This is a genomic window from Maribacter caenipelagi, from assembly GCF_004364175.1.
In the GTDB taxonomy this organism is placed as follows: Bacteria; Bacteroidota; Bacteroidia; order Flavobacteriales; family Flavobacteriaceae; genus Maribacter; species Maribacter caenipelagi.
Map to the genome: position 1 here is coordinate 441,416 of NZ_SNZW01000014.1, position 22,634 is coordinate 464,049.

General features: G+C 36.8%; 17 protein-coding genes. 7 read left to right on the top strand and 10 right to left on the bottom strand.

Annotated features, from left to right (window positions below; all coding sequences use genetic code 11):
- Positions 1-100 precede the first annotated feature (100 nt).
- The 4 genes from DFQ03_RS10000 (at position 101) to DFQ03_RS10015 (ending at position 4,309) form a co-directional block, all read left to right on the top strand.
- Positions 101-682, top strand: coding sequence for a YdeI/OmpD-associated family protein (locus DFQ03_RS10000; protein ID WP_133673027.1), 582 nt, complete (start codon positions 101-103; stop codon positions 680-682).
- Positions 683-818: 136 nt separating this feature from the next.
- Positions 819-1,586, top strand: coding sequence for a CDP-alcohol phosphatidyltransferase family protein (locus tag DFQ03_RS10005; RefSeq protein WP_133673145.1), 768 nt, complete (start codon positions 819-821; stop codon positions 1,584-1,586).
- A 34-nt stretch (positions 1,587-1,620) separates the two neighbouring features.
- Positions 1,621-3,051, top strand: coding sequence for an amidohydrolase family protein (locus DFQ03_RS10010; RefSeq protein WP_133673028.1), 1,431 nt, complete (start codon positions 1,621-1,623; stop codon positions 3,049-3,051).
- Between the two features lie 13 nt (positions 3,052-3,064).
- Complete coding sequence (locus DFQ03_RS10015; protein ID WP_133673029.1) at positions 3,065-4,309, top strand: metal-dependent hydrolase family protein; 1,245 nt, start codon at positions 3,065-3,067, stop codon at positions 4,307-4,309.
- A gap of 165 nt (positions 4,310-4,474) precedes the next feature.
- Here DFQ03_RS10015 and DFQ03_RS10020 read toward each other — a convergent pair whose 3' ends face one another.
- The 3 genes from DFQ03_RS10020 to DFQ03_RS10030 all read right to left on the bottom strand — a co-directional run bounded on the left by DFQ03_RS10020 (position 4,475) and on the right by DFQ03_RS10030 (position 7,469).
- Positions 4,475-5,098, bottom strand: a complete 624-nt coding sequence (locus DFQ03_RS10020; protein ID WP_133673030.1) for a DUF998 domain-containing protein — start codon at positions 5,096-5,098, stop codon at positions 4,475-4,477.
- 67 nt (positions 5,099-5,165) lie between these two features.
- Positions 5,166-6,431 carry an NAD(P)/FAD-dependent oxidoreductase gene (locus DFQ03_RS10025; RefSeq protein ID WP_133673031.1) on the bottom strand — a complete coding sequence of 422 codons (1,266 nt, stop codon included), beginning with the start codon at positions 6,429-6,431 and terminating at the stop codon, positions 5,166-5,168.
- A gap of 135 nt (positions 6,432-6,566) precedes the next feature.
- On the bottom strand, positions 6,567-7,469 hold the full coding sequence (locus tag DFQ03_RS10030) for a sterol desaturase family protein (RefSeq protein WP_133673032.1): 903 nt from the start codon (positions 7,467-7,469) through the stop codon (positions 6,567-6,569).
- A gap of 198 nt (positions 7,470-7,667) precedes the next feature.
- Here DFQ03_RS10030 and DFQ03_RS10035 point away from each other — a divergent pair, with 198 nt between their 5' ends.
- Positions 7,668-8,144, top strand: coding sequence for a Dps family protein (locus DFQ03_RS10035; protein WP_133673033.1), 477 nt, complete (start codon positions 7,668-7,670; stop codon positions 8,142-8,144).
- A 230-nt stretch (positions 8,145-8,374) separates the two neighbouring features.
- Here the strand turns inward: DFQ03_RS10035 and DFQ03_RS10040 are convergent, their stop codons facing one another.
- The 7 genes from DFQ03_RS10040 to DFQ03_RS10070 form a co-directional block, all read right to left on the bottom strand.
- Entirely contained in the window at positions 8,375-8,770 is a 396-nt protein-coding gene (locus tag DFQ03_RS10040; RefSeq protein ID WP_133673034.1) for a VOC family protein, read from the bottom strand.
- A gap of 24 nt (positions 8,771-8,794) precedes the next feature.
- On the bottom strand, positions 8,795-9,337 hold the full coding sequence (locus DFQ03_RS10045; protein ID WP_133673035.1) for a pyridoxamine 5'-phosphate oxidase family protein: 543 nt from the start codon (positions 9,335-9,337) through the stop codon (positions 8,795-8,797).
- A 318-nt stretch (positions 9,338-9,655) separates the two neighbouring features.
- Positions 9,656-10,591, bottom strand: coding sequence for a hypothetical protein (locus tag DFQ03_RS10050; RefSeq protein WP_133673036.1), 936 nt, complete (start codon positions 10,589-10,591; stop codon positions 9,656-9,658).
- A 160-nt stretch (positions 10,592-10,751) separates the two neighbouring features.
- Complete coding sequence (locus DFQ03_RS10055; RefSeq protein WP_133673037.1) at positions 10,752-11,270, bottom strand: RidA family protein; 519 nt, start codon at positions 11,268-11,270, stop codon at positions 10,752-10,754.
- Positions 11,271-11,423: 153 nt separating this feature from the next.
- Positions 11,424-12,533, bottom strand: coding sequence for an alpha/beta fold hydrolase (locus DFQ03_RS10060; RefSeq protein ID WP_133673038.1), 1,110 nt, complete (start codon positions 12,531-12,533; stop codon positions 11,424-11,426).
- A 347-nt stretch (positions 12,534-12,880) separates the two neighbouring features.
- Entirely contained in the window at positions 12,881-14,596 is a 1,716-nt protein-coding gene (locus DFQ03_RS10065; RefSeq protein ID WP_133673039.1) for an amidohydrolase, read from the bottom strand.
- Between the two features lie 160 nt (positions 14,597-14,756).
- On the bottom strand, positions 14,757-17,987 hold the full coding sequence (locus DFQ03_RS10070) for a S41 family peptidase (protein WP_133673040.1): 3,231 nt from the start codon (positions 17,985-17,987) through the stop codon (positions 14,757-14,759).
- A gap of 154 nt (positions 17,988-18,141) precedes the next feature.
- Between DFQ03_RS10070 and DFQ03_RS10075 the strand changes: the two genes are divergently transcribed.
- Positions 18,142-18,735, top strand: a complete 594-nt coding sequence (locus DFQ03_RS10075) for a methyltransferase domain-containing protein (protein ID WP_133673041.1) — start codon at positions 18,142-18,144, stop codon at positions 18,733-18,735.
- A gap of 646 nt (positions 18,736-19,381) precedes the next feature.
- Entirely contained in the window at positions 19,382-22,618 is a 3,237-nt protein-coding gene (locus DFQ03_RS10080; protein WP_243834472.1) for a VPS10 domain-containing protein, read from the top strand.
- Positions 22,619-22,634 lie beyond the last annotated feature (16 nt).

Below are 22,634 nucleotides of genomic sequence, written 5' to 3' on the forward strand. Positions count from 1 at the left end.
TTTAGAAAGCATAAAAATAGGGCGTGAATCTGTATTAACCAATACTTTCTGTATTAATCATTGTACATTTATGATAAATTAATACCGATTTAATAGAATTATGATAAACAAACCCGAGATATATTTTAAAAATGATAGTGAATTTAAAAATTGGTTGCACAATAATCATTCTGACCACTCGGGAGTTCATCTCATTTTCTACTCCGTAGCACATGAAAACGAAAGCATGCGATGGGAAGAAGCTGTTCAAGTAGCACTTTGCTATGGATGGATAGATAGTACGGTCAAAAGCTTGGGCGACGGCAAGCGAAGGCAATATTTTTGCCGACGAAAACCAAAAAGCGTTTGGAGCAAGGTCAATAAGAACTACATAAAACAACTTATAGCTAATGGTAGAATGCATGCCGCAGGATTGGCTTCTATAAAAATTGCTAAAGAAAATGGCTCTTGGACTTCTTTAGATGATGTGGAAAACGGAGTAATACCAGAAGAATTACAATTAGCATTCGATAAAAACCCTATTGCTTTTGCCAACTTTAAAAACTTTACTCATAGTCAACGTAAAAGTTACCTCTATTGGCTAAATCAAGCAAAGCGTGAAGAAACTAGGAATAAAAGAATTGAAGGAATAATTTATCACGCTGCCGAAAACATTAAGTATCGTGATGGTGGCGGACGATAAAATAGAACACTAATGACTTCATTTGTAGACTAACAGTATTACCTAATTGTTAATTAAACCTTATTTTTACATTCACTTTTGTGGTGTACCAAGCCAACGTGTTTCCGTTATTGGTTTTCCCGAAGATGTATTTAAAATGCCTAAATTACCGAAAGAACATCAGTTCTTAGACTTATCAGATTACGGTAGGCCCTTTGCCTTCTTTATCGCCAATCAATTAAAAACAACAATATTTACACCAATTCATGTTACGCTGGCATTTACTGTCTGCGGACTTCTAGCTATTGTTTTTATCTTAGAAGGCTTTTATTGGTCAGCATTACTTTTTCTCATTTTAAAATCAATTCTTGATGCAGCAGACGGTGAACTGGCCCGTATAAAGAATATACCTTCGCACATTGGTCGATACTTTGATTCTATTTCAGATTTCATACTTAATCTGTTGTTCATACTTTCAATTTGGTACATTACCGACAGTACTATTTTCTTTGCACTGGTAGCTTTCGTCGGACTTCAATTACAAGGCACACTATATAATTATTACTATGTAATTTTAAGAAATAGGCATGATGGCGATACCACAAGTAGAGTATTTGAAAATAAAACACCTATCGCCCTAAAAGGCGAAAATCAACAAACCGTAGACCTACTATACCGTATATATTCATTTTGCTATGGACCTTATGATCGAATTATTTATGGTCTTGACAAAAATGCCATTAAAGGTATAAATCAACCTAAATGGTTAATGACAGCAGTGTCTACATTTGGGCTAGGTTTTCAATTATTGCTTATAGGACTCTTTTTAGTATTGGATTTAAAAGCATTCATTATTCCCTTTTTTATAGGTTATAGTCTTTTCATTTTTGTATTTATCTTGATCAGACAATTATTAAATAGGTAATTATTTTTACCTTACTAAACCAACCAAAAATAACATGAATATTTCAATTAAATTAAAACAGATTTGTCTAAGCTTATGCTGTTTAACAATTCTTTTATCATGTAAATCTGAACCACAAATCACCTATGATGTAATCATAAAAAATGGTAATCTTATTAATATTGAAGATGGGTCGGTTTCTGTTTCGAACATACTAATTACCAATAATAGAATTATAAAAATTACTACCGATTCTAATATTAAGACCATAAAAGCTAAATCGGTAATTGATGCCAAAGGTAAATTTATCGTACCAGGCTTTTGGGATAACCATACCCATTTTAGAGGTGGCGATTCTTTAATCAGTGCTAATAAAAACTTCTTAAAACTGTTTATTGCAAATGGTATTACTACAGTGCGTGATGCCGGTGGTGACCTTACCTCTGCGGTTTTAGAATGGCGAAAGACAATTGCGAACAATGAACTTGTAGGACCAACCATTTTTACATCGGGACCAAAAATTGATGGTCCTGGTGGTACATGGGCTGGTTCTTTGGAAGTGGACAATGATGCAGATATTAATAACGCGTTAGATTCTTTACAATCGATACCGTCGGACTTTGTAAAAATTTATGATAGCCGTATTTCGGGTGAGAATTATCTAAAGGTGATAGAAGAAGCAGAAAAGAGAAACCTAATAACTTCTGGACATATGCCTTTTACCGTCGAACTTGACCCCACTATTGACGCTGGTATTGATGCAGTAGAACACCTTTATTATATTATGAAAGGATGCTCAAGCAAAGAAGAAGAAATCACTCAACAGATGGTGGACAAGGAAATCGGATTTTGGGATGCTATGCCTTTACTCCAATCTTCATTTTCTGACTCGACTGCTTTAAGAACATTCGAACATTTAAAATCGAAAAACGTATTTGTGGTACCTACACTCCACATAGGCAGAGTACTAAGTTATTTAGACGAAGTTGACCACAGCCAAGACAACTATTTAAAATATATGAGCGACGGTATTCAGAAAACCTATAAAGGTAGAATTGACCGTGTAAAATATGCCACTGAAAAGCAAGTTACAGACCGTAAGGCTTTAGATGATTTTTTTGGTGCACTTGCTTTTAAACTGAATGTAAACGGAGTATCTCTTTTGGCGGGATCAGATAGTGGAGCTTACAATAGCTTCACCTACCCTGGTATATCTCTACATAAAGAACTAGAAGCAATGGTCGCTACCGGAATTACTCCGCTTGACGCATTAAAAGCTTCAGCCTATAACGGAGCTAAATTTTTAAAGCAAGATACAGACTACGGAACTATTTCTGAAGGTAAAATTGCTGATATTGTTTTACTAAATACCAATCCGTTAGAAGATATTAAAAATACCAAAGACATCTTTATGGTACTTTCTAATGGAATGCAACATTCTAAAGCTGACTTAGACAATTTATTAAATTCTGCCATTGTCAACTAAACAAATTACTTTTATGAAATCAATACTATATTTATTTCTATTCTCCACAAGCCTATGTTTTGCTCAAACACTCTTAAAACCAGACCAAGTATTTGACGGCACCGAATTACATACCAATTGGGTGGTGTTGGTTGAAGGAAATCAAATTACTTACGTAGGAAATGCGAATGGAGTTTCGCTACCTAATAACACCACAGAAATAAATTTGGCTGGCTCTACCCTTATGCCCGGTATTATTGAAGGTCACTCTCATGTATTATTACACCCCTACAATGAAACGGATTGGAATGATCAAGTTTTAAAAGAATCCCCTGTTGAACGTGCCGTTAGAGGTACCGTTCATATAAAGAATTCTTTAATGGCAGGTGTAACTACCATGAGAGATTTGGGTGCTGAAGGTGCCGGTTATACAGATGTGTATTTGAAGAAAACTATTGAAGACGGAATTATAGACGGACCACGATTATTGGTTGCAGGACCCGCAATTGTGGCAACGGGTGCATATGGACCAAAAGGGTTTCATGATGGCGTAACGGTGCCTTTAGGTGCTGAACCTGCAAGTGGAGTTGACGAATGTATTGAAACGGTTCGTAGACAAATGGGTAACGGTGCCGATTTAATAAAAATATATGCCGATTACCGTTGGACACCAGGTGCTGCTTCCAAACCTACTTTTTTACAAGAAGAAATTAATGCCATGGTAGCCACTGCAACTACTGCAGGTAAATATGTAGTTGCCCACGCCAGCACTCCCGAAGGTATGAAAAGAGCAATACTTGGCGGAGTGGAAACCATTGAACACGGTGACGGTGGTACACCTGAGATTTTTAAGATGATGAAAGAAAAAGGTGTTGGCTTATGCCCTACCCTAGCTGCGGGCGATGCTATTACCCAGTATAGAGGTTGGAACAAAGCGACCGACCCAGAACCTGAACGTATTCAGCAAAAGCGTAAGTCTTTTAAATTAGCTTTGGATTCTGGTGTAAAAATTGTTTTTGGTGGTGATGTTGGTGTTTTTACACACGGTGAAAACTATCGTGAAATGGAACTGATGGTAGATTACGGAATGAAGCCTTTATCGGTCTTAAAATCTGCAACATCTGGCAATGCAAGTATGTTTCATTTAAATCAATTAGGAAGCTTAAAAAAAGGGTTTCTAGCTGATATTATTGCCGTAAAGGGAAATCCGGTTCAGGATATTTCTGTGATTAAAAATGTTTCGTTTGTAATGAAAGATGGATTGATTTATAAAGAGTAGTTGTTGGTTGTTCGTCATAGCGAGCAAAGCGCGGCTATCTGTTCTTTTGGAACACGTTCACTTCGGTCACTTCGGTCACTTCGGCTACGCTCAGTGACCTATAAATTGCTTATGTTGTATTTTGTAATTAATATTCTTTACCTAATACTTACACTGAGTACTAATTCAACCTTTACTTTTCCTAATTCTCAATGCACTCGAAACGATAAAAACAAAAAACGAGGTTTCTATAATTCGCTGTAAAATCCCACGGTAACCTGAATTGGGATCGGAGAATAGTGAGAAGATAAAAATTCCGCTAATGATTCCTATAACGATAGCAATTTGAGATAAACGACCATAGTTCTCAAACTTTTTTAACCCCAACCCGATACTTATTAAACAAATAGGAAAAAATATATACGTCAAAGATGCCACTGCATTGTGTATGAGTTGAGCAAGACTTGAGTCTATTACATCTGTTGGGCACCCTGCGTCACACGGAAATAATCCTACCAATACCGTTCCCAATCCGTAGAAAAGCGCCAAACCGAAAAAACCGGCTACGATCAATTTGGAACTTGGTAGTTTTTTGGGTGCACTAAAACAGAAAATGGTAATGAGAATTCCGCTAGGTACATATCCGAAGTACTGTAAATACCAACCATATTCGGTATCAGAAGCAAAAGATTCACTAATATATTGACTTACTATACTGTAATCATCAATTAATAAAGGACCAACGATTGCCGCAATTGCGAACAAGCTAACTCCTAAAATACCTATATACGCTACTAATTTATTGTTCATTCTGTTATTGATTGGTTACATGTTCGACTACAGAAGTTATATAATGTTACACTACTTTAAATATATTCTAGAGCTGTCCATCACTATCCAGCTCATTCATTGCCTTAACAATTTCTTCATTTTCATATCTTAAAGGGTCAAAATAAGCAGCATACTCAGGTAAATCGGGTTTATCAAATATGTAATTAGCACATAATTTTCCTGCTGCGCAAGCGCTCATTGTACCGTAACCGGCAAGCGCACCTACTACATAAACATTGTTTACTTCGGTCTGCCCTATAAGCGGCCAGTTCTCTTTTGTTCTTGTATAATAGCCCGCATATTCAATTAAGGGCGTTGGAATATCATTTTCATAAGCAGATAGTTCAGGAATAAAACGGCTGGCCCCTTTTAATACCTCTTGCGGAAAAAACTCGAAACCCGGTATATCAAATGATGGTTCACTTTTTTCCGTTTGAAATGCCCAACCAAGTTTTATGCCTTCTGTTTCTGGTTTTATATGGAGTCCGCCAGGAAATTCGTTCAACAACCATTTGTATTTCTCATCCGATTTAAAGAACTCCAACTCATCTGTAGACCAATCTAAATATTGCTTGTCTGCATAAATAGTAAATGGCATGTTTTTAGGTATGATCTTATTGGGATCTGGTATGATGAATTTTCGCTGTAAAGTGTTCGATATAGGAAATTGAAAACCGAACATAGTCGCAATCTTGTTTAAAAAAGGACCAGTGGCGATTACTACTTTATCAGCATCAATTAACTCTTCTGAATCTAAAACAATCTGAAATTTAGTACCACTTTTTTCAATACGCACGATCTCACCTTCAATAAACGTAAGCCCCATGTTCTTTGCTTCTTTCAGCAATAAAGTACCCAAATCGTATACATCAATTTTACCTGCATTTTTTATTCGTACGACCTTCTCTATTTTTTTGTCGAGATACGGGAAGTCCTTCTGAATTGCTGACGTATTCGTGAACTCTTCTAGATAACTAGTAGAATTTTCTTTGTCACCAGATCCAAATATTGGATTATCAACATCATGACTAATAAAGTTGTAGCCCGAATTCTTCATTTCAAAAGAGTTCTCTCCATATTGAGTTTTAAGCTCTTTCATTAACTCAATACTATCACTAACAAATTGGCGCATATTTTTTTCGGGCCAATAGTCCCTAAAGTTTTCGCCAGACTTACTTGTGGTGAACGAAAGTGGTTGATTTTTATCAATCAAGATTACATTACAATCTTTTCTTTTTTTTAAAATATAGTAGGCAGTTGCTACCCCTGCAATACCAGCTCCGCAAATTGCAATAGTTAGTTTTTCTTGCATAATCGTTGATTTTATAAAGATTTTATAATTCGATTAAGAAAGGTAGTTAATGCTTAACTCCAGCCTTTTCAGCACAAGCATTATTATTATATTCATTGAATGTTAAAAAATTATAAATAACACAAAATCGACTACTTATAATGTATCAGATTTGTTATTCTCTTCCCATGATTTCCTTAAATCGGTAGAAAGAATGCTGTTGCCATCATGGCGCCAACCTGGTGGTTTTATTAGGTACTTGAACTTATTTACCAATGTGGTTTTTGATGTAAAAAAATCGACCAGCATCTTATACCATTCTGCAAAGGCAATTTTAATAGGGTTATAGGTATTAATATTCGCTACCAAACCATAAACGGGCTTTTCAACTTCAGGTTCGAAGGTACCGAACAACCTATCCCAAATAATAAATACTCCGGCATGATTTCTATCTAAGTACTGCGGATTCGTGGCATGATGCACTCTATGGTGACTCGGTGTATTAAAAATAGCTTCGAACCACTTGGGCATTTTTTTAATCATTTCTGTATGTATCCAATATTGATAGATCAAACTGACCGACATCTGTACCAGAATCATAACCGGGTGAAAACCGATAAGCACTAACGGAGTCCAAAATATAAAAGTGTAAAATCCGCCAGACCACGACTGTCGTAAAGCAGTGCTTAAATTATAGTTTTTAGAGGAGTGATGCACCACATGACTCGCCCAAAAGAATCTGCTTTCATGACTTATTCTATGAAACCAGTAATAACAGAAATCTTCTGCAAAAAGTAATATGATCCACGACCACCAAGCAAACGGTATTTCAAATAAATGATAAAAATTATACAATAAATAGAAAAACCCCAATGCAATACCTTTTGTAACCAACCCTATCGCCACATTACCTAAACCCATAACTATAGAAGTGCCGGCATCTTTAAACTCGTAGTCATGGAGTTTAACTTTAACCGATAAAATGACTTCTAAGATTACGGTTATCGTAAAAAAAGGAATGGCGTAGTGTATTAGATTGGGGATCTCTGGAATTTGCATACGTTTAAGTTGTCTTTTTTTTTGCCTTCCTAATTTACGAATCTATTTTGTGAACTACAATTGCTTTAAAAGACAACTTTTATCATTATTTAATTTCGATTAGTGTATAGGTAAAACGTATTGTTTATGTAACCTTTGTTACCGTAATACAGGGTGATCATACGTAATTTTACAGTAAGAAATTAAAACAACAGGATTATGGAAACTTTAAATAAAAACGTGGGATTAGACCAAGATTACAACATTACCATCAGCAATAAATTAAACATTCTTTTAGCTGATTATCAAATTCATTATATGAACTTGAGAGGCATGCATTGGAATGTAAAAGGGAGCAATTTCTTTCTATTACATGAGAAATTCGAAGAGTTATATACTGAAGCTACGGAAACCGTTGATGAAATTGCAGAACGTATTTTAACCTTAGATCAACAACCCTTACACACATTTGAAGATTACCTAGAAAATAAAACAATTAGAATCATCAAAGAGGTATCTGATGGAGCTACAGGAATTTCGTTGCTAATTAACAACTTGAACGAGTTATTGATTCAAGAGCGAGAAATTTTAGAATTTTCTTCTGACAATAATGATGAAGGTACAGCTACTTTAGTTAGTGATTTAATCACAGGACAAGAAAAATTAATTTGGATGCTTAAATCTACTTTAAAATAGAACTTACTTTTATAGCGATAAAAAAGGGCAAATGTCATAACTGATTTTTGCCCTTTTTTTAATGAATTTACATGAGCTAATAGTACTAAACTAATTTAAGCTGTGGAGCTTTTTCAATTTAAAAATGCTCTCAGAAGTACCGAAGCCTGTCAAAGGCATCTGAGCTTTGCAATTGAATATACTTTTTAGATATTTTATTATTTGTATTAAAAATGATATTAAATCAACTATTACTGTAGCACTGGCTCTAATAAATCCCACTTATTACCGTAAAGATTTTTAAATACAGCCACCATACCATAAGGCATTTTTTCTGGTTCTCGATCAATCTTGACTCCCCTTTCTACAATTTTATAATAGTCTCTCCAGAAATCGTCTGTATACAAAAATAGAAAAACACGATTACCAGTTTGGTTACCTACACGTGAAGCTTGATCTTCATTATCTGCCTTTGCTAAAACCAAAGAACATTCACTTGAACCTTGTGGAGCCACAATAACCCAACGTTTACCATAGCCCAGGTCGGTATCTTCTACAAGTAAAAAATCTAGTTTATTGGTGTAAAATTCAATGGCTTTATCGTAATCATCGACTACTAATGCAATACGTGCTATGCTTTGTTTCAATATGTAATTGATTTTAACTAGTTACTATCCTAGAATATTGGTTTCGAATCCATCAACACTCTTGGTGTTCTTATTTTTCCAATATTCTTTGATTTTATCTTCTCCTTGTTTTGAAGACCAATCGTTCAAGGTTGTGCGTTCTTCCTTAAAATCCATGAACGGAACGGCAAAACCGCAAGACGTTTGTACCAAGTCGACATGCATTTCAATGATTTGTCTAGCGCCTGTATTCGCAGGAAATAAGTCTATATATTTTGCGAACTCTTGATCTCTTTTATGGTATATACCTGCAGTACCATACAATCGTAAAATTATAGGTTTTCCTTCAAAAGCACAGAACATAACGGTCATACGGTTGTTCTTGATCAAATGTGCCGCAGTTTCGTTACCGCTACCGGTGAGATTCAACCAAACAATTTTATTCTTATCTATAACCCGAAATGAGTCCGTTCCCTTTGGGGATACATTTACATTCCCCTCAGCAGCAGCCGTACCCACAAAAAATATCTTTTGCTTTTCTATGAATTTCTTTAAATCGGGAGTGATGGATTCTAGTTTTTTTCCCATAGTTATAGTTTGGTAGGTTTTGATTATGTATTGCCGACTTTTCATTTAGAAACGCCAGCACCAATTTTTGCAAAGTTTGATTGTTTTGCGTGTAATTTGTCAACATGAAATTCATTTATTTTCCCGCAATTTTTGCAAGTCAATTTTATAATCTTCCCATCTTGCATTGCAAATTCTACTCGAGTATTTGCACTCGTTGCATATGCTATTTCATTACTACACTTAAGACATTTTCCGTAAACTTTCATCGATGTTTAATGGTCTTTTGTTAGGTATTATAACGGTCACCGTATTTTAAACACAGCGACTGAATGGAAGTTATTTATATTGCCAGTTATCATATTTCCATTTCATAATTTTAGCTGCTTCCCTTCCAAAAGTTTCTAGTATGTTCTGATTTAATTCCGCATTGTCCAATTCGCCAATTATGTCAGGATTTGTGTCAATCAAAAAATCTCTAAACAACCTGAGGAAATCATCACCGAAGTTTGAGTGTAATTCCCTTGCTTTAAAGTAGAACTGAGTTTGATACCAGCCGTAGTTCTGTCCTTGTTGCATTATTTGTAAATACTCCGTTTCAAATTGATCTAAAGTTTTGAACTTAAGCTCACCCCATTGATTTCCTCGAATCATGGTAGTTTGTAAAACATCCATTTGATCAAGTACAATTTGGGTGTCGAAACTGCGGGCTGCACCAACTTGACAGAGATTTCCGAAAAGCTCATTTAGCCACCTGCGTTGTGAGCTTTTACCTGTTCTGTAGAATTGATATAGGTGACCCAATTCGTGGAGCGACAGCGCATCTCTGTAAAAGTAATCAAGGTCTATATTTTCACCAAAATGTTGTTTTAAGAGCTCTTTAACTGGCGGAGGAGCTTGTTTAATTCCATTTTCAGCATTACTTGCAATTACTGACTTTCCTAAACCTAAAACGATATTTCCTTTATTGTATGCTTGAGGCATACCCGGAGGTGGTGAAAAGGCATATTTGTTCCAGTTTTTGTTATCAATAAAAAGTACTGCGAAATTAAGATTTTCATCAAAAATTCTGTCGTAATATTTCTTTGCTAACTCAAGAACTTCTACTGTATTTTTAATATCTCCCGGATGTTCGACAGATGAGTAAACTTCAAATTCATTCGACATGTCTTGCTTGTAAAGCCCCTCATGCTTAGATCTATTAATCCAATCCGAGGGTTTCTGATTACCTGAAAATAACAGAATAAAGAATACTAAAGTGATTACGTGTTTCATACATTCATGTTATGATAGCTAACGGCTTCGTATAACCATCAGTTACGGGTTAATATGGGTTAATTTTCTATGTAGCAGAGACGTTAGCAATACTGAGTGGATTTGGATGTAGTCGAATCTGCTGCAAATGCGGTAATTCATTGTTGTGCGTTCAATCTTTTTATTCCGATTTATGTAATTCAAGTTCAATTTCAACCATAAATTCAGGCAATGCTAATCCTTTTACTTCAAGCCAAGAGCCAGTTGGAAATCGGTTTTTATAAATTTCAGCTCGATATGCTGATTTTTCCAACATTAGTGTCATATCAGTTGTGAAAATGTCTTCTTTTACAACATCGTCAAATGTGCAGTCAAAGTGTTTTAATATTTTTTCCAAATCAGCATAACAGTTTTTCATCTGTTGTTCAATATCACCGATAGCAGTTGGGTTTCCTTCATTGTCCATACTAACTGCTCCAGAAATTTTAATGCTATTCCCAATTTTTACGACGTGTGAATATCCGTATGCTTTTTCTACTTCTGGACGCAATAGAAAATATTCAGGTTTTTCGGGTGCAACAACTACTTCTTTTTCCACTTCTTTAATTTCCTCCTTTTGTGTTTGTTCACAACTTTGGAATACAAAAGCGAATGCAAAAAGTGTTGCGAGTAAAATCAATCGGTTGGTTCGTTTTTTCATAATTCTGATAGTTTAGTGCCTACATTGATCGGTTTTCGGCTTTCCCCTCTTTATTATCCCTTACGTTTTTCAGTATAAAACACAACGATCTCCGTATTTCAAACGAAGCTGATTAAAAGACGCTTTCGTTTCGGATTATACACGAGCTAATAACTATTTTTTCAATATTTCATTAATATATATTGAACGATATTTTTCTGGATATTCAACTTGTACTCCGTGTGTTCCATTTTCAAATAAAAACCATTTTTTAGAAGGTGCAATAATGGAATCAAAATACATCTTTGCTACAGACGTTTCGGTAAAATGGTCATTGTCTCCTTGTAATATATATACGGGTACTTTAAATTCTGTGATATCACGCATTAAATTCATATTGATTGCAGTAGGTTGCAAAATCTTGGCTGCAGGATAGTAAGATTCTGGACTATTGATCATATCCGTAAATTTTTCGCTAAACGTTAAACCATTATCTAAAAACATACTTTTAATAAAATTAAAATCGGTTTCTAATTTTATCGGTGCATACTTCATCACAATTTGTCGTTCTATTTCAAAGGCTTGAGCTACTGAATTTTTTGAGTTTTCAACATAAGGTGGTTTTCCAATTTGTTTTAATAGATTGACTGAAATGGTATCATTGTGCTTTTGCGATTCCGATAGTGCAAATTCATAAGATAATTCTTCTGAAAGTGATAGATTCGCCATTAGACCACTACCAATATAGGCGTGATATAATTCTGGCTGTTTTTGAACCATATAAGCAGCTACAGCAGTTCCCCACGATAAACCTTCGATGTAAATCTTATCCTTTTTAAAAGTCTCTTTTAAATGTTCTGATAGTTGCAAACCATCATCCACTATTTGGTTTAAAGTAATGGAAGAATCAGGTATACTATCATTATAGGCTAGTCCAGACCCTCTTTGATCCCAATAACATACTGTAAATATATCTTCCAAATCAACTCCCGTGAGTTTGTAAATTACTGGTAAAATTGGTGCACCCGGTCCTCCGTGAACTATTAGTAGCACGGGATTATTCTTGTCTTTTCCCCTAATTGTAATTCGTTGTTTTACTCCGTTTATTGTCATGTCCTCGTGCATGGCAATACTATTTGGTAGTACATTACCCTTTTCGTCTAAAAAAGGTTCTTCTTCTCCAGAACTGTTGATTCTAATTATTAGCAATACAACTAAAATAAACATAACAATTGCTCCCAGTAAAATCAAAAACCACTTCCCTATTTTCTTTACTATTTTCATATGTTCTTAATTAGTTTGGCGGTTTTCTTATTGCTACCAACGGTCTTATGTATGGAACGTAGCGTGTAAAAAGACACTAACTTTTCGGATTATAATTGACCTCTATTTTATTATTTATCTTTCGTATAAGCACTAAAACCGCTATTTTTTTAAATACGTTGTTAGGCATATTTAATAATTTCATTTTTTCTTAATAGCCCTTTCGTTTTACGTTTCCCAAGAATAATGTCCAGTCAGGTTTTCATTGTGTATAATTTGAAAATATCGATTTCTAATTTACATTATCTTAGGTTTCTACTTTCAAACCAATCCATAATAATCAACCTACAATATTGATGAGAGAATGTTTAATCAGTTTTTTTATTATCAAAAACTACTTCTCCTCCAATAATAGTCATAGCGACCTTAGTTTCTAATATTTGATTTTCTGGAATTGTCATAATATTTCTGTCCAGTATGGTGAAATCTGCCCATTTACCAACTTCTATACTTCCTTTGTCATTTTCTTGAAACGCTGCATAGGCGGCATCCAATGTATAAGATCTGAGTGCTTGATTCCTTGTCATTTTCTGTAGGGGTTCATAACCACCATCAGGCATGCCTTTTAAAGTTTTTCTGGATACTGAAGCATAAAAGCCAGCAATAGGATTAATGGGTTCTACAGGTGCATCGGTTCCGTTCACAATCTTTGCTCCAGACTTTAAAAAGGACTGCCATATATAGGCACCTTCCGTAATACGTTTCTCTCCTATGCGGTCAATGACCCAAGGTCTATCTGAAGACATATGAATAGCCTGCATTGCTAGAATAACATCTAATTCAGCAACCCTAAGAATGTCTGCTGGATTGAAATGTTGGGCGTGTTCTATTCTAAATCTTGCGTCTTTTGAACTATTTGTAGATTTAGTCTTAAATGTGCTCTCATAAATATCCAAAACCTCACGAGTTGCTCTGTCTCCTATGGCATGTATACCTACTTGAAAACCATTTTTGTAAGCTTTATTGACAATTTTATCAATATCCTCTAACGGTGTAAAATTATGACCATGCTCTCCGGGTGCATCCGTATATTCTTCCAATAACCAGGCGCCTCTTGAGCCTAAAGCCCCATCTGCCATTAGTTTAATAGACCGGATGGTTAGTTGATTGTCATATAAGTTCAATTGAATACCTTCCTTAAAATAATATTCTAGAAGTTCAGAATCTGTTCCGCGAAGCATAACATACAGCCTTAGTTTAATTAGGTTTTGTGATGCCATTTCTTCAAAAAGGTTTATCATGTAGTCATCAGAACCTGCATCATGAAATCCGGTGATACCATTTTTAAAGCACTCTTCTAAAGCTAAAGTTACTGCTTCTTTTACATCTTCCTTTGTAGGTTCAGGTACAAACTTGAACACTAATTCTCCTGCAGTTTCATTAAGAATTCCGGTTGGTTCACCATTAATATCTATAATTATTTCGCCGCCATCTGGTTGAGGTGTCTTTGAATTAATACCCGCTATATCCATAGCTTTTTGATTTATAATTATGATATGTCCAGAAGCATGTATAAGAATAACAGGGTGATCTGGTACAGCAGTAGATAGTAACTTATTTGTGGGAAACCCATTAACTAATGTAGGTTGTGTATCCCACTTATCATGATGCCATCCGTTTGCTAAAATCCATTCTCCTTTCGGAGTGTTTTTTGCTTTTTCTGCGACTCTTTCAATAGCTTCATCATAACTTTTAGCCCCGACCAAGTCAACTTCCAATAAATTTAATCCAACATAATACAAATGGGCATGCCCCTCTATTAAACCAGGAATCATGGTCTTGCCCTTTAAATCAAAGAGTTGGGTTTTATCCCCTTTTAACTTCATGACAAGTTCCTTACTTCCTACAGAAAGTATTGAATCGGCTCTTACAGCAACAGCCTCCACCATTGGCCGGTTATCGTCCATTGTATAAATCTCTCCATTAAAATAAATTTGATCTGCTAATGTGCTAAGTTCACTAGTTTGTGCTTTTGAGATTACGGTGATCAGTAAAAAGAAAATAATTAATTGTGTCTGTTTCATTGTGGGTTTATTTTGGAGTCCAAGATTATTAGATTTGTTTAGAGTTTCGTTAAAGGTTTTTCAATTGTGCCTAACAATTGTGTATGTGCATAATTGTCCATATCACTAATTATAAAAATATTTGTCAATAGTAATCGTCTGTTATTATTTAAATCTAAGGCTACTCCACCTCTTTCATCAATACCTCAATTGACTTCTCCAATTGCTGATCAATACCGTTTGCAATGACATCAGGTTGGTTTTTCACAATGATTTCCGGATCGGTTTCGTTGTTTTCCATCCACTCGCCCGCCTTATTTTTAGCACTTACAGGTACTACTCCCCAAACGCCACCATTGGGTAAACGCTCCCAACCTGCAAAACTACAGGTACCCGGTACGGGCATACCTACCGTTTTTCCGATTTTTAAATCTACATAGCCACTTGCAAAACATGAGCCATCGCTATACATAGATTCGTTGAACATCGCCAAGGTCGGCTTTGTCCAACGAGAGGTTGGCTCGCCACCTACTACCCTATCTTCGGTTTCATAAGACAAAAAGGGTATACCGGTAAAGAACATAGCCAAATCTGCCACTAGATCTCCGCCACCATTAAAGCGGGTATCTATAATAACCGCTTTTTTATCATTGAACTTACCCAGCATTTCTTCATAAATGGTACGGTATGGTTCGTCGCTCATGCCCGGTATATGCACATAACCCAAGGTACCGTTACTTTTTGCCAATACTTCTTTTTCGTTGTTCTTTACCCAACGGTCATACAAAAGGCGACCTTCTTCCCTAAGTAAAATTGGCTTTACGGTTAGTTCTTTTTTCTTTCCTTTTTCATCAACAATTTCAAGCAATGTAAAATCACCAACCAGACGATTTAAATAAAAGGCTGCATCTACTGTGTTTCCAATGGTTTCTCCGTTAATTTTTTGAATGATCATACCCGGCTCAACATCAAATCCTGCTTTATCTAACGGTCCGCCTTTGATGACTTCGGTAATTCTTATGCCATCACCTTTATGATCGTAATCCATGAAAATGCCTAAAGAGGCTGTCTGGTCACCGTTCTCGATATTATCGGAGAAACGACCTCCGGCGTGACTCACATTCAGCTCGCCCAACATTTCTGAAATCATTTCTGAGAATTCATAGTCATTGCCAATATGTGGTAAGTATTTTTCATATTCGGTACGCATAGCATCCCAATCTATACCATGAAAGGTAGAGGTGTAAAAAATACCATTAGTCTTAAGCCATATGTGATCGAACATAAATTTACGTTCGGCATCGGCATCCAAAACCATTTCTGCCTTTAGTTTTACCGGTTCGGTCTTGCTGCCATCAATGTCCACTTTGACCATACTACCATCTGCCAAAAGAAATAGATTTTCCTTCTTGGCATCCCACTGTAAACTTCCCGATTTTGCATCTAAGGCTATCAACATTTTGGTGCTCTTGGTACGTATTTCGGTTTCCCAAAGGTTCAAGCCTTTTTCAAACTTGGTTAGGTAAAACAATTTTTCCCCATCCTTTGAAAGTACGGCATCAGATAGCTTAGAGGAGTGTATGGTTAACCGAGCTTTTCTGCGTTCTACAACTTCCAAATCGAAGGTAACCGATTTTACTTCCGGCTCTTTTTTCTTTTTGTTTTTCTTCTTTTTATCGTCGGCATCATCTTCTTCCTTCTCCTCTTTTGCCGCCTCTTCTATCATTTTCAACAGGTCATATTCTTCTTTTGTATTATTGAATTTATCCCAAGACTCTTGCGTTAAAAACATGGTATAGACATCTGTTTCAAAAGAACCACTGGTAGCGTAACTTTTAAGTCCGTCACGATTCGAAAAATAGATGATTTGGCTACCGTCATTCACCCACTTAGGTGAAAAATCATAATACCCGCTCTGGGTTAAATTTTTACGTTGCTTACCATCTTTAGAAATTAATAATAGCTCTGTATTATTCAACGAAACGCTCCAATCTACCAACAGCCACTTGCTATCAGGACTCCACTGATAATACTGGTCTCCGTCTCGCATATGTATAACTTCATCCGGTGTCAATAACGTAGTCACCTCTTTGGTCTTTAGGTTCTTGACCTTCAACGTTCGTCGGTCTTCCATGTATGCCACATGAGTACTATCAGGAGAAAATTCTGGCAGGTAGATATCATTTTTCGAAGTCACCAAAGTATCTTCTTTAATTAAGGTAGATGCAAAGAAATAAGGTTCTTCTGAACGTACTTTTGATGATTTGAAAATACTCCACTTGCCATTGCGTTCGCTTGAATAGGCAACGGATTTACCATCGGGCATAAATTTTACAAAGCGTTCTTGTTCTGGTGTGTTGGTAATACGCTTGGTCAAAGATCCATCTACCGAGGTCACGAATACTTCACCACGACTTATAAATGCAATTTCTTTACCGTTAGGTGCTACATCCATTTCTTGAACGCCACCGTTCACCGATTTATAAGAAATGGCATTGCTGTCTTCTTGCGTTCTAACTATTATTTCTACCTTCTTAGCACTTTCACCGGCTTTTAGCGTATAAATTTCTCCATCATAACCAAATGCCAAAGTATTGTCACCAATACTTAATGAGCGTACCGGATGTGTCTTAAAACTGGTATGTGCAGCAATTTCAGGTGCTCCCGTCAACGACATGGAAAAGACATTAAAAGAACCTTCTTGCTCGCTTAAATAATAAATAGCACTGCCATCTTTAGAAAATACCGGATTACGGTCTTCTCCGCCGAAAGTAGTTAGCTGCTTGTGCTTTCCTGTTGATGGATCATACAGCCAAATATCTCTGGTTATGGCAGATGTATGATGCTTTCTAAAAGCGTCTTCGTAGCCTTTTCTATCATGAAATACCATTTTTGTACCGTCTGCATTTACTTGCACATCTTCTGCCGGAACGGTCAGCACTTGACCAACCCTGCCACCTGTTACAGGAACATTGTACAACTCTGGCTGTGATCCCGTAGGGTATTGTCGATGCTCGGCAGCGTCTAACCTCATGGTACCAAACAAAACTTCTTGATCATCTGCCGAAAAGCTAAATGGCTTTTCATCGTTACTATGATAGGTCAATCTTGTTGCTGGTCCGCCCTTGGCATCCATAACATACACATCAAAATTGCCATATCTGTTCGATGCAAAAGCTATCTTTTTTCCGTTTTTGCTCCAAACTGGTGCATAATCATGTGAAGAATGATAGGTTAACTGCTTTGCCACACCACCATCTGCAGGTACCGAAAATAGGTTGCCTTTATAAGTAAACGCAATGGTTTCGCCGTTGGGAGAAATAGCCGGGTAACGTGCCCACTTTGGTTGTGTCTGTGCAGAACATACATACGTAAAGCATACTGCCATTACCGATAAAAAAGAGTATTTCATGTGTTTAAGTAGTTGGTATTTAGTAGATACGAAAGATAAGTATTTGATTTATCTACGGCAATGAATCTATGATCAATGGTATTCAATTCTACATAGATGGTAGAAATTGGTAAAATTGGATTAAATTTACTGTACCAGCAAATACTATTTTACCTTGAAAGAAGAAGAGCTTTATTGGACAGAACGGTATAAGAATAATAATACAGGTTGGGATATTGGTTACCCGTCTACCCCAATTAAAGCATATGCCGATCAATTAACGGCTAAATCAATTCAGATTTTAATACCGGGTGCCGGCAATGCTTACGAAGCCGAGTACCTTTGGAAAGCAGGATTTGTCAATACCCATATTCTTGATATTTCGGAAATTCCGCTGCAAGAATTTAAAAAAAGAAATCCTGATTTTCTGGAGGAGAACATGCATCAATCTGATTTTTTTGAATTCAGCGGACAGTTCGATTTAATTATAGAACAAACCTTTTTCTGCTCTTTTGTACCGATTGATGAAAATAGGAGTGCCTATGCCAAGCAAATGGCAAGCCTACTAAAACCTAACGGAAAATTAGCCGGACTCTGGTTCAATTTTCCACTTACCGACGACATGGAAAAGCGCCCTTTTGGAGGAAACAAAGAACTATATATCAAATACTTATCTCCATATTTTAAAACGATCACTTTCGATCCCTGTTATAATTCGATAACACCTAGACAGGGGAAGGAGTTGTTTGGGATTTTTGAGGTTCTTTGATTGGTTGTCCGTTGTCCCTTGTCCGTTGTACGTTGTCCGGTCACTTCGGCTTCGCTCAGTGACCTGTTTAGTATTTTTGACCGTTCGAGCACAGTCGAGAACTATTGGTGTTCGATATTGACAGATTGCCACGTCGCAAAAACGAATAAAAATTGAAAACTTAACACTAAGAACTGAAACTGCCAACTGATAATGTCTACTGATACTGTCTACTGAAATACGCTCTGTGACCAATACCACTTTTGTCAGTTCGAGTGAATTTCGAGGTACGAGAAATTAGTATCGAGAACCTTTATGTGTTCCAATGGTTCTCGATACAACTTTGTAGTTTCCGCTATGCTACAACTAAAAAGCCACTCGAACTGACATTCTTGTAAACGAATTGTCATCCTGAGCGCAGTCGAAGGGACTGGTACACGAATTCAACAGATTGCCAAGTCGCGCAAAGCGCCTCGCAATGACGAACTGAAAGTTGTTTCAGTTTACTGAATACTGTTACTGCCTACTGAAACTGCCAACTGAACACTGAACCGCAAAACTGTTAAAGGATTGTGGATTCTTAAAAACCAAAACTGTTAACATCCTTTTAAGAATACTTCCCTTTCTTTTCCGCTATTTTTAAACACATAACTAACAAACCACTCAAATGACAAGAAGATTACTCTCCCTGTTGATGCTTTTCGCATCTGTTTTCGTTACTGCACAAGAATTCAAAATGGACTTAGCTCAAGACCTTAAACCCCGTAACATCGGTCCTGGTGGTATGAGCGGTCGTGTAACTGCCATTGATGTCGTTAATGACAATCCCGATATTATGTATGTGGGTACCGCTTCTGGCGGATTGTGGAAATCTACATCCGGCGGGGTAAAATGGGAACCTATTTTTGATAAGGAAGTCACTGCTTCCATCGGTGCGGTTGCTATTCAGCAAAGTAACCCGTCCGTAATTTGGGCCGGTACTGGAGAAGGAAACCCTCGTAATAGTCTTAATGGTGGCTATGGAGTTTACAAATCTCTTGATGGCGGTAAGACTTGGAAATCTATGGGTCTTGAAAAAACGAGACATATCCATAGAATCAAAATTGACCCAATGAATCCGAATACGGTTTATGTTGGTGCCATTGGCTCTCCTTGGGGCGAGCACCCAGAACGCGGAGTGTTTAAAACTACCGATGGTGGTGAGACTTGGGAGAAAGTGCTTTTCGTAAATAATAAAACGGGAGTGGCGGATCTTATTATGGATCCTACCAACCCAAATAAATTAATCGCTGCCATGTGGGAACACAAGCGTGAACCTTGGTTCTTTAATTCCGGTGGTTCTGGTAGTGGTTTATATATGACCCATGATGGTGGTAAGAATTGGAAAAAACTGACTGAAGAAGATGGTCTGCCTGCGGGTGATTTAGGTAGAATTGGTGTAGCCATTGCTCCTGGAAAGCCTGATATTATTTATGCTTTGGTGGAAGCTAAAAAGAACGCGCTATACAAATCTGAAGATGGCGGATTTAAATGGAAGAAAATCAATGACAAGAACGATATTGGCAATAGACCTTTCTATTATTCAGAAATATATGTTGACCCGGATAATGAAAATAGGGTATTTTCTGTGTTTACCTATGTAAATGTTTCTGAAGACGGCGGTAAAAATTTTAATCAACTAATGCCAGCTTATGGAGTGGACAATGGAGTGCATCCAGATCACCATGCATTTTGGATTCACCCAGAAAACGGGCAATTTATGATGGACGGTAATGATGGCGGACTCAATATCTCTAAAGATGGTGGTAAAACATGGCGTTTTGTTGGTAATTTACCCGTTGCGCAATTTTATCATATTGCAGTAGATAACGAGTATCCTTATAAAGTGTATGGTGGTATGCAAGATAATGGAAGCTGGAGAGGTCCTGCCTATGTTTGGAAAGCTCAGGGAATTCGCAATAGCTACTGGCAAGAAATTAGTTTTGGAGACGGATTTGATGTCGTTCCCGACCCTGTAGATTCTAGATATGGATATACCATGAGCCAACAAGGTAATGTGCAACGTTTTGACCATGTAACAGGTAACAATTATATTGTACGCCCTACCCCACCCGATGCTACAACAGAACTACGTTTTAATTGGAACTCGGCAATTAGCCAAGACCCTTTTGATACCATTACCGTATACTTTGGTAGCCAGTTTGTACACAAGAGTACAGATAAGGCCTTAACTTGGAAGGTAATCTCTCCAGATTTAACTACCAACGATCCAGAAAAGCAAAAACAAAGCGAAAGTGGCGGATTATCTATGGATGCTACAGGCGCAGAAAATCATACAACTATATTGGTAATAGAACCGTCTAAAGTTGAAAAAGATATGCTTTGGGTAGGTACCGATGATGGCAGAGTTCATTACACTCAAAACGGTGGCGGAACATGGACAGAGGTAACCTCAAATATTAAAGGCTTACCAAAAGGAAGTTGGATTCCACAAATTAAAGCATCTACCCGCAATAAAGGGGAAGCACTTTTAATCGCTAATGATTATAGAAGATTCAATTACACTCCGTATGCATACCGCACTAAAGATTACGGTAAAAGCTGGACAAGAATTGTTGATGCCACAGATGTTGAGAGCTACACCTTATCTATTATTGAAGATCCAGAGAATCCTAATTTAATGTTTTTAGGTACCGATGACGGATTATATGTTTCGTTAAATGCAGGAGATAAATGGCAAAAATGGACCGAAGGTTTCCCAACGGTATCCACAAAAGATTTAGCCATTCACCCAAGGGAGCATGATTTGGTAATCGGCACATTTGGTAGGGCTGCATGGGTGTTAGATGATATTCGTCCGTTACGTGCTTTAGCATCAGATGCTTCTATTCTAAACAAGGAAATAGAATTATTTACTCCGCCAACAACATATCAAGCTTCATATCAACAACCTACAGGAAGTCGTTTTGGGGCAGATGCCCTGTACCAAGGTGAGAATAGAAAATCCGGAGCTATGATTACGTACTATTTAAAAGAAGGTAAAAAAGCTATGAAAAAGGATAAGGCGGCAAAAGGTAAAAAGGAAGACGCATCCGAAGAAAAAATAGAAGAAAAGAAGGATAGTATAGAACTAACGGGAGTTCAAAAGAAAGACTCCGTCCAGTTCGATTTTTATGATGGAGAACGATTGATACGTACTTTAAAATACAAGACTCCAGAAAAAGCCGGATTCCATAGAATTTACTGGGGAATGGATGAAAAAGGCGCCGATAGACCTTCTAGAAAAGTACAGACCAAAAAGAGAGAGTCTGGCGGGTTAGATGTAAAACCTGGTACGTACACGATAAAGATGCTTTATGGTGATTTGGAAGAAGAAACTAAAATTACGGTAAAATCAGATCCACGCTTAGAAGTATCTCAGATAGCGATCAATGAAGCCTATGCCAATGGCAAAGTATTGGAATCTTACATGCAAACTGCAGCAGATGCCGTACAGCAATTGGCCAAGAGCAAAGAAACTGCTGAAAAATTTCAAAAGGACCTTAAAAAAGAAGATGATAAAAAGTACAAGGAGCAGATAAAAGCTTCTAAAGATATCATTAAACAAATAGATTCTCTAACCGCTATTTATTTAGGTAAGGTAGATAAACGACAAGGTATTACACGTAGTAAAGAAATGACGGTAATGCAGCGTATACAAGTAGCGAGACGCTACGTAGGATCAAGAAAAACGGGCATGACAGCTACAGAAAAACAACTGATGCAATTTGCTAAAGACGACCTAGAAGCTGCGCTACAAAAAACAAACGCTTTCTTCGCAAAAGAATGGGTAGATTACCAAAACAATATGAAAAGCTTAGATTTATCACCCTTTAAAGAAACAGAAGTATTTAATTTGAATTAATATGTAAAAGTCTAAT

Coding starts and splice junctions, on each gene's coding strand:
- DFQ03_RS10000 (WP_133673027.1), top strand. CDS start 101: ATGATAAACAAACCCGAGATATATTTTAAAAATGATAGTGAATTTAAA.
- DFQ03_RS10005 (WP_133673145.1), top strand. CDS start 819: ATGCCTAAATTACCGAAAGAACATCAGTTCTTAGACTTATCAGATTAC.
- DFQ03_RS10010 (WP_133673028.1), top strand. CDS start 1,621: ATGAATATTTCAATTAAATTAAAACAGATTTGTCTAAGCTTATGCTGT.
- DFQ03_RS10015 (WP_133673029.1), top strand. CDS start 3,065: ATGAAATCAATACTATATTTATTTCTATTCTCCACAAGCCTATGTTTT.
- DFQ03_RS10020 (WP_133673030.1), bottom strand. CDS start 5,098: ATGAACAATAAATTAGTAGCGTATATAGGTATTTTAGGAGTTAGCTTG.
- DFQ03_RS10025 (WP_133673031.1), bottom strand. CDS start 6,431: ATGCAAGAAAAACTAACTATTGCAATTTGCGGAGCTGGTATTGCAGGG.
- DFQ03_RS10030 (WP_133673032.1), bottom strand. CDS start 7,469: ATGCAAATTCCAGAGATCCCCAATCTAATACACTACGCCATTCCTTTT.
- DFQ03_RS10035 (WP_133673033.1), top strand. CDS start 7,668: ATGGAAACTTTAAATAAAAACGTGGGATTAGACCAAGATTACAACATT.
- DFQ03_RS10045 (WP_133673035.1), bottom strand. CDS start 9,337: ATGGGAAAAAAACTAGAATCCATCACTCCCGATTTAAAGAAATTCATA.
- DFQ03_RS10050 (WP_133673036.1), bottom strand. CDS start 10,591: ATGAAACACGTAATCACTTTAGTATTCTTTATTCTGTTATTTTCAGGT.
- DFQ03_RS10055 (WP_133673037.1), bottom strand. CDS start 11,270: ATGAAAAAACGAACCAACCGATTGATTTTACTCGCAACACTTTTTGCA.
- DFQ03_RS10060 (WP_133673038.1), bottom strand. CDS start 12,533: ATGAAAATAGTAAAGAAAATAGGGAAGTGGTTTTTGATTTTACTGGGA.
- DFQ03_RS10065 (WP_133673039.1), bottom strand. CDS start 14,596: ATGAAACAGACACAATTAATTATTTTCTTTTTACTGATCACCGTAATC.
- DFQ03_RS10070 (WP_133673040.1), bottom strand. CDS start 17,987: ATGAAATACTCTTTTTTATCGGTAATGGCAGTATGCTTTACGTATGTA.
- DFQ03_RS10080 (WP_243834472.1), top strand. CDS start 19,382: ATGACAAGAAGATTACTCTCCCTGTTGATGCTTTTCGCATCTGTTTTC.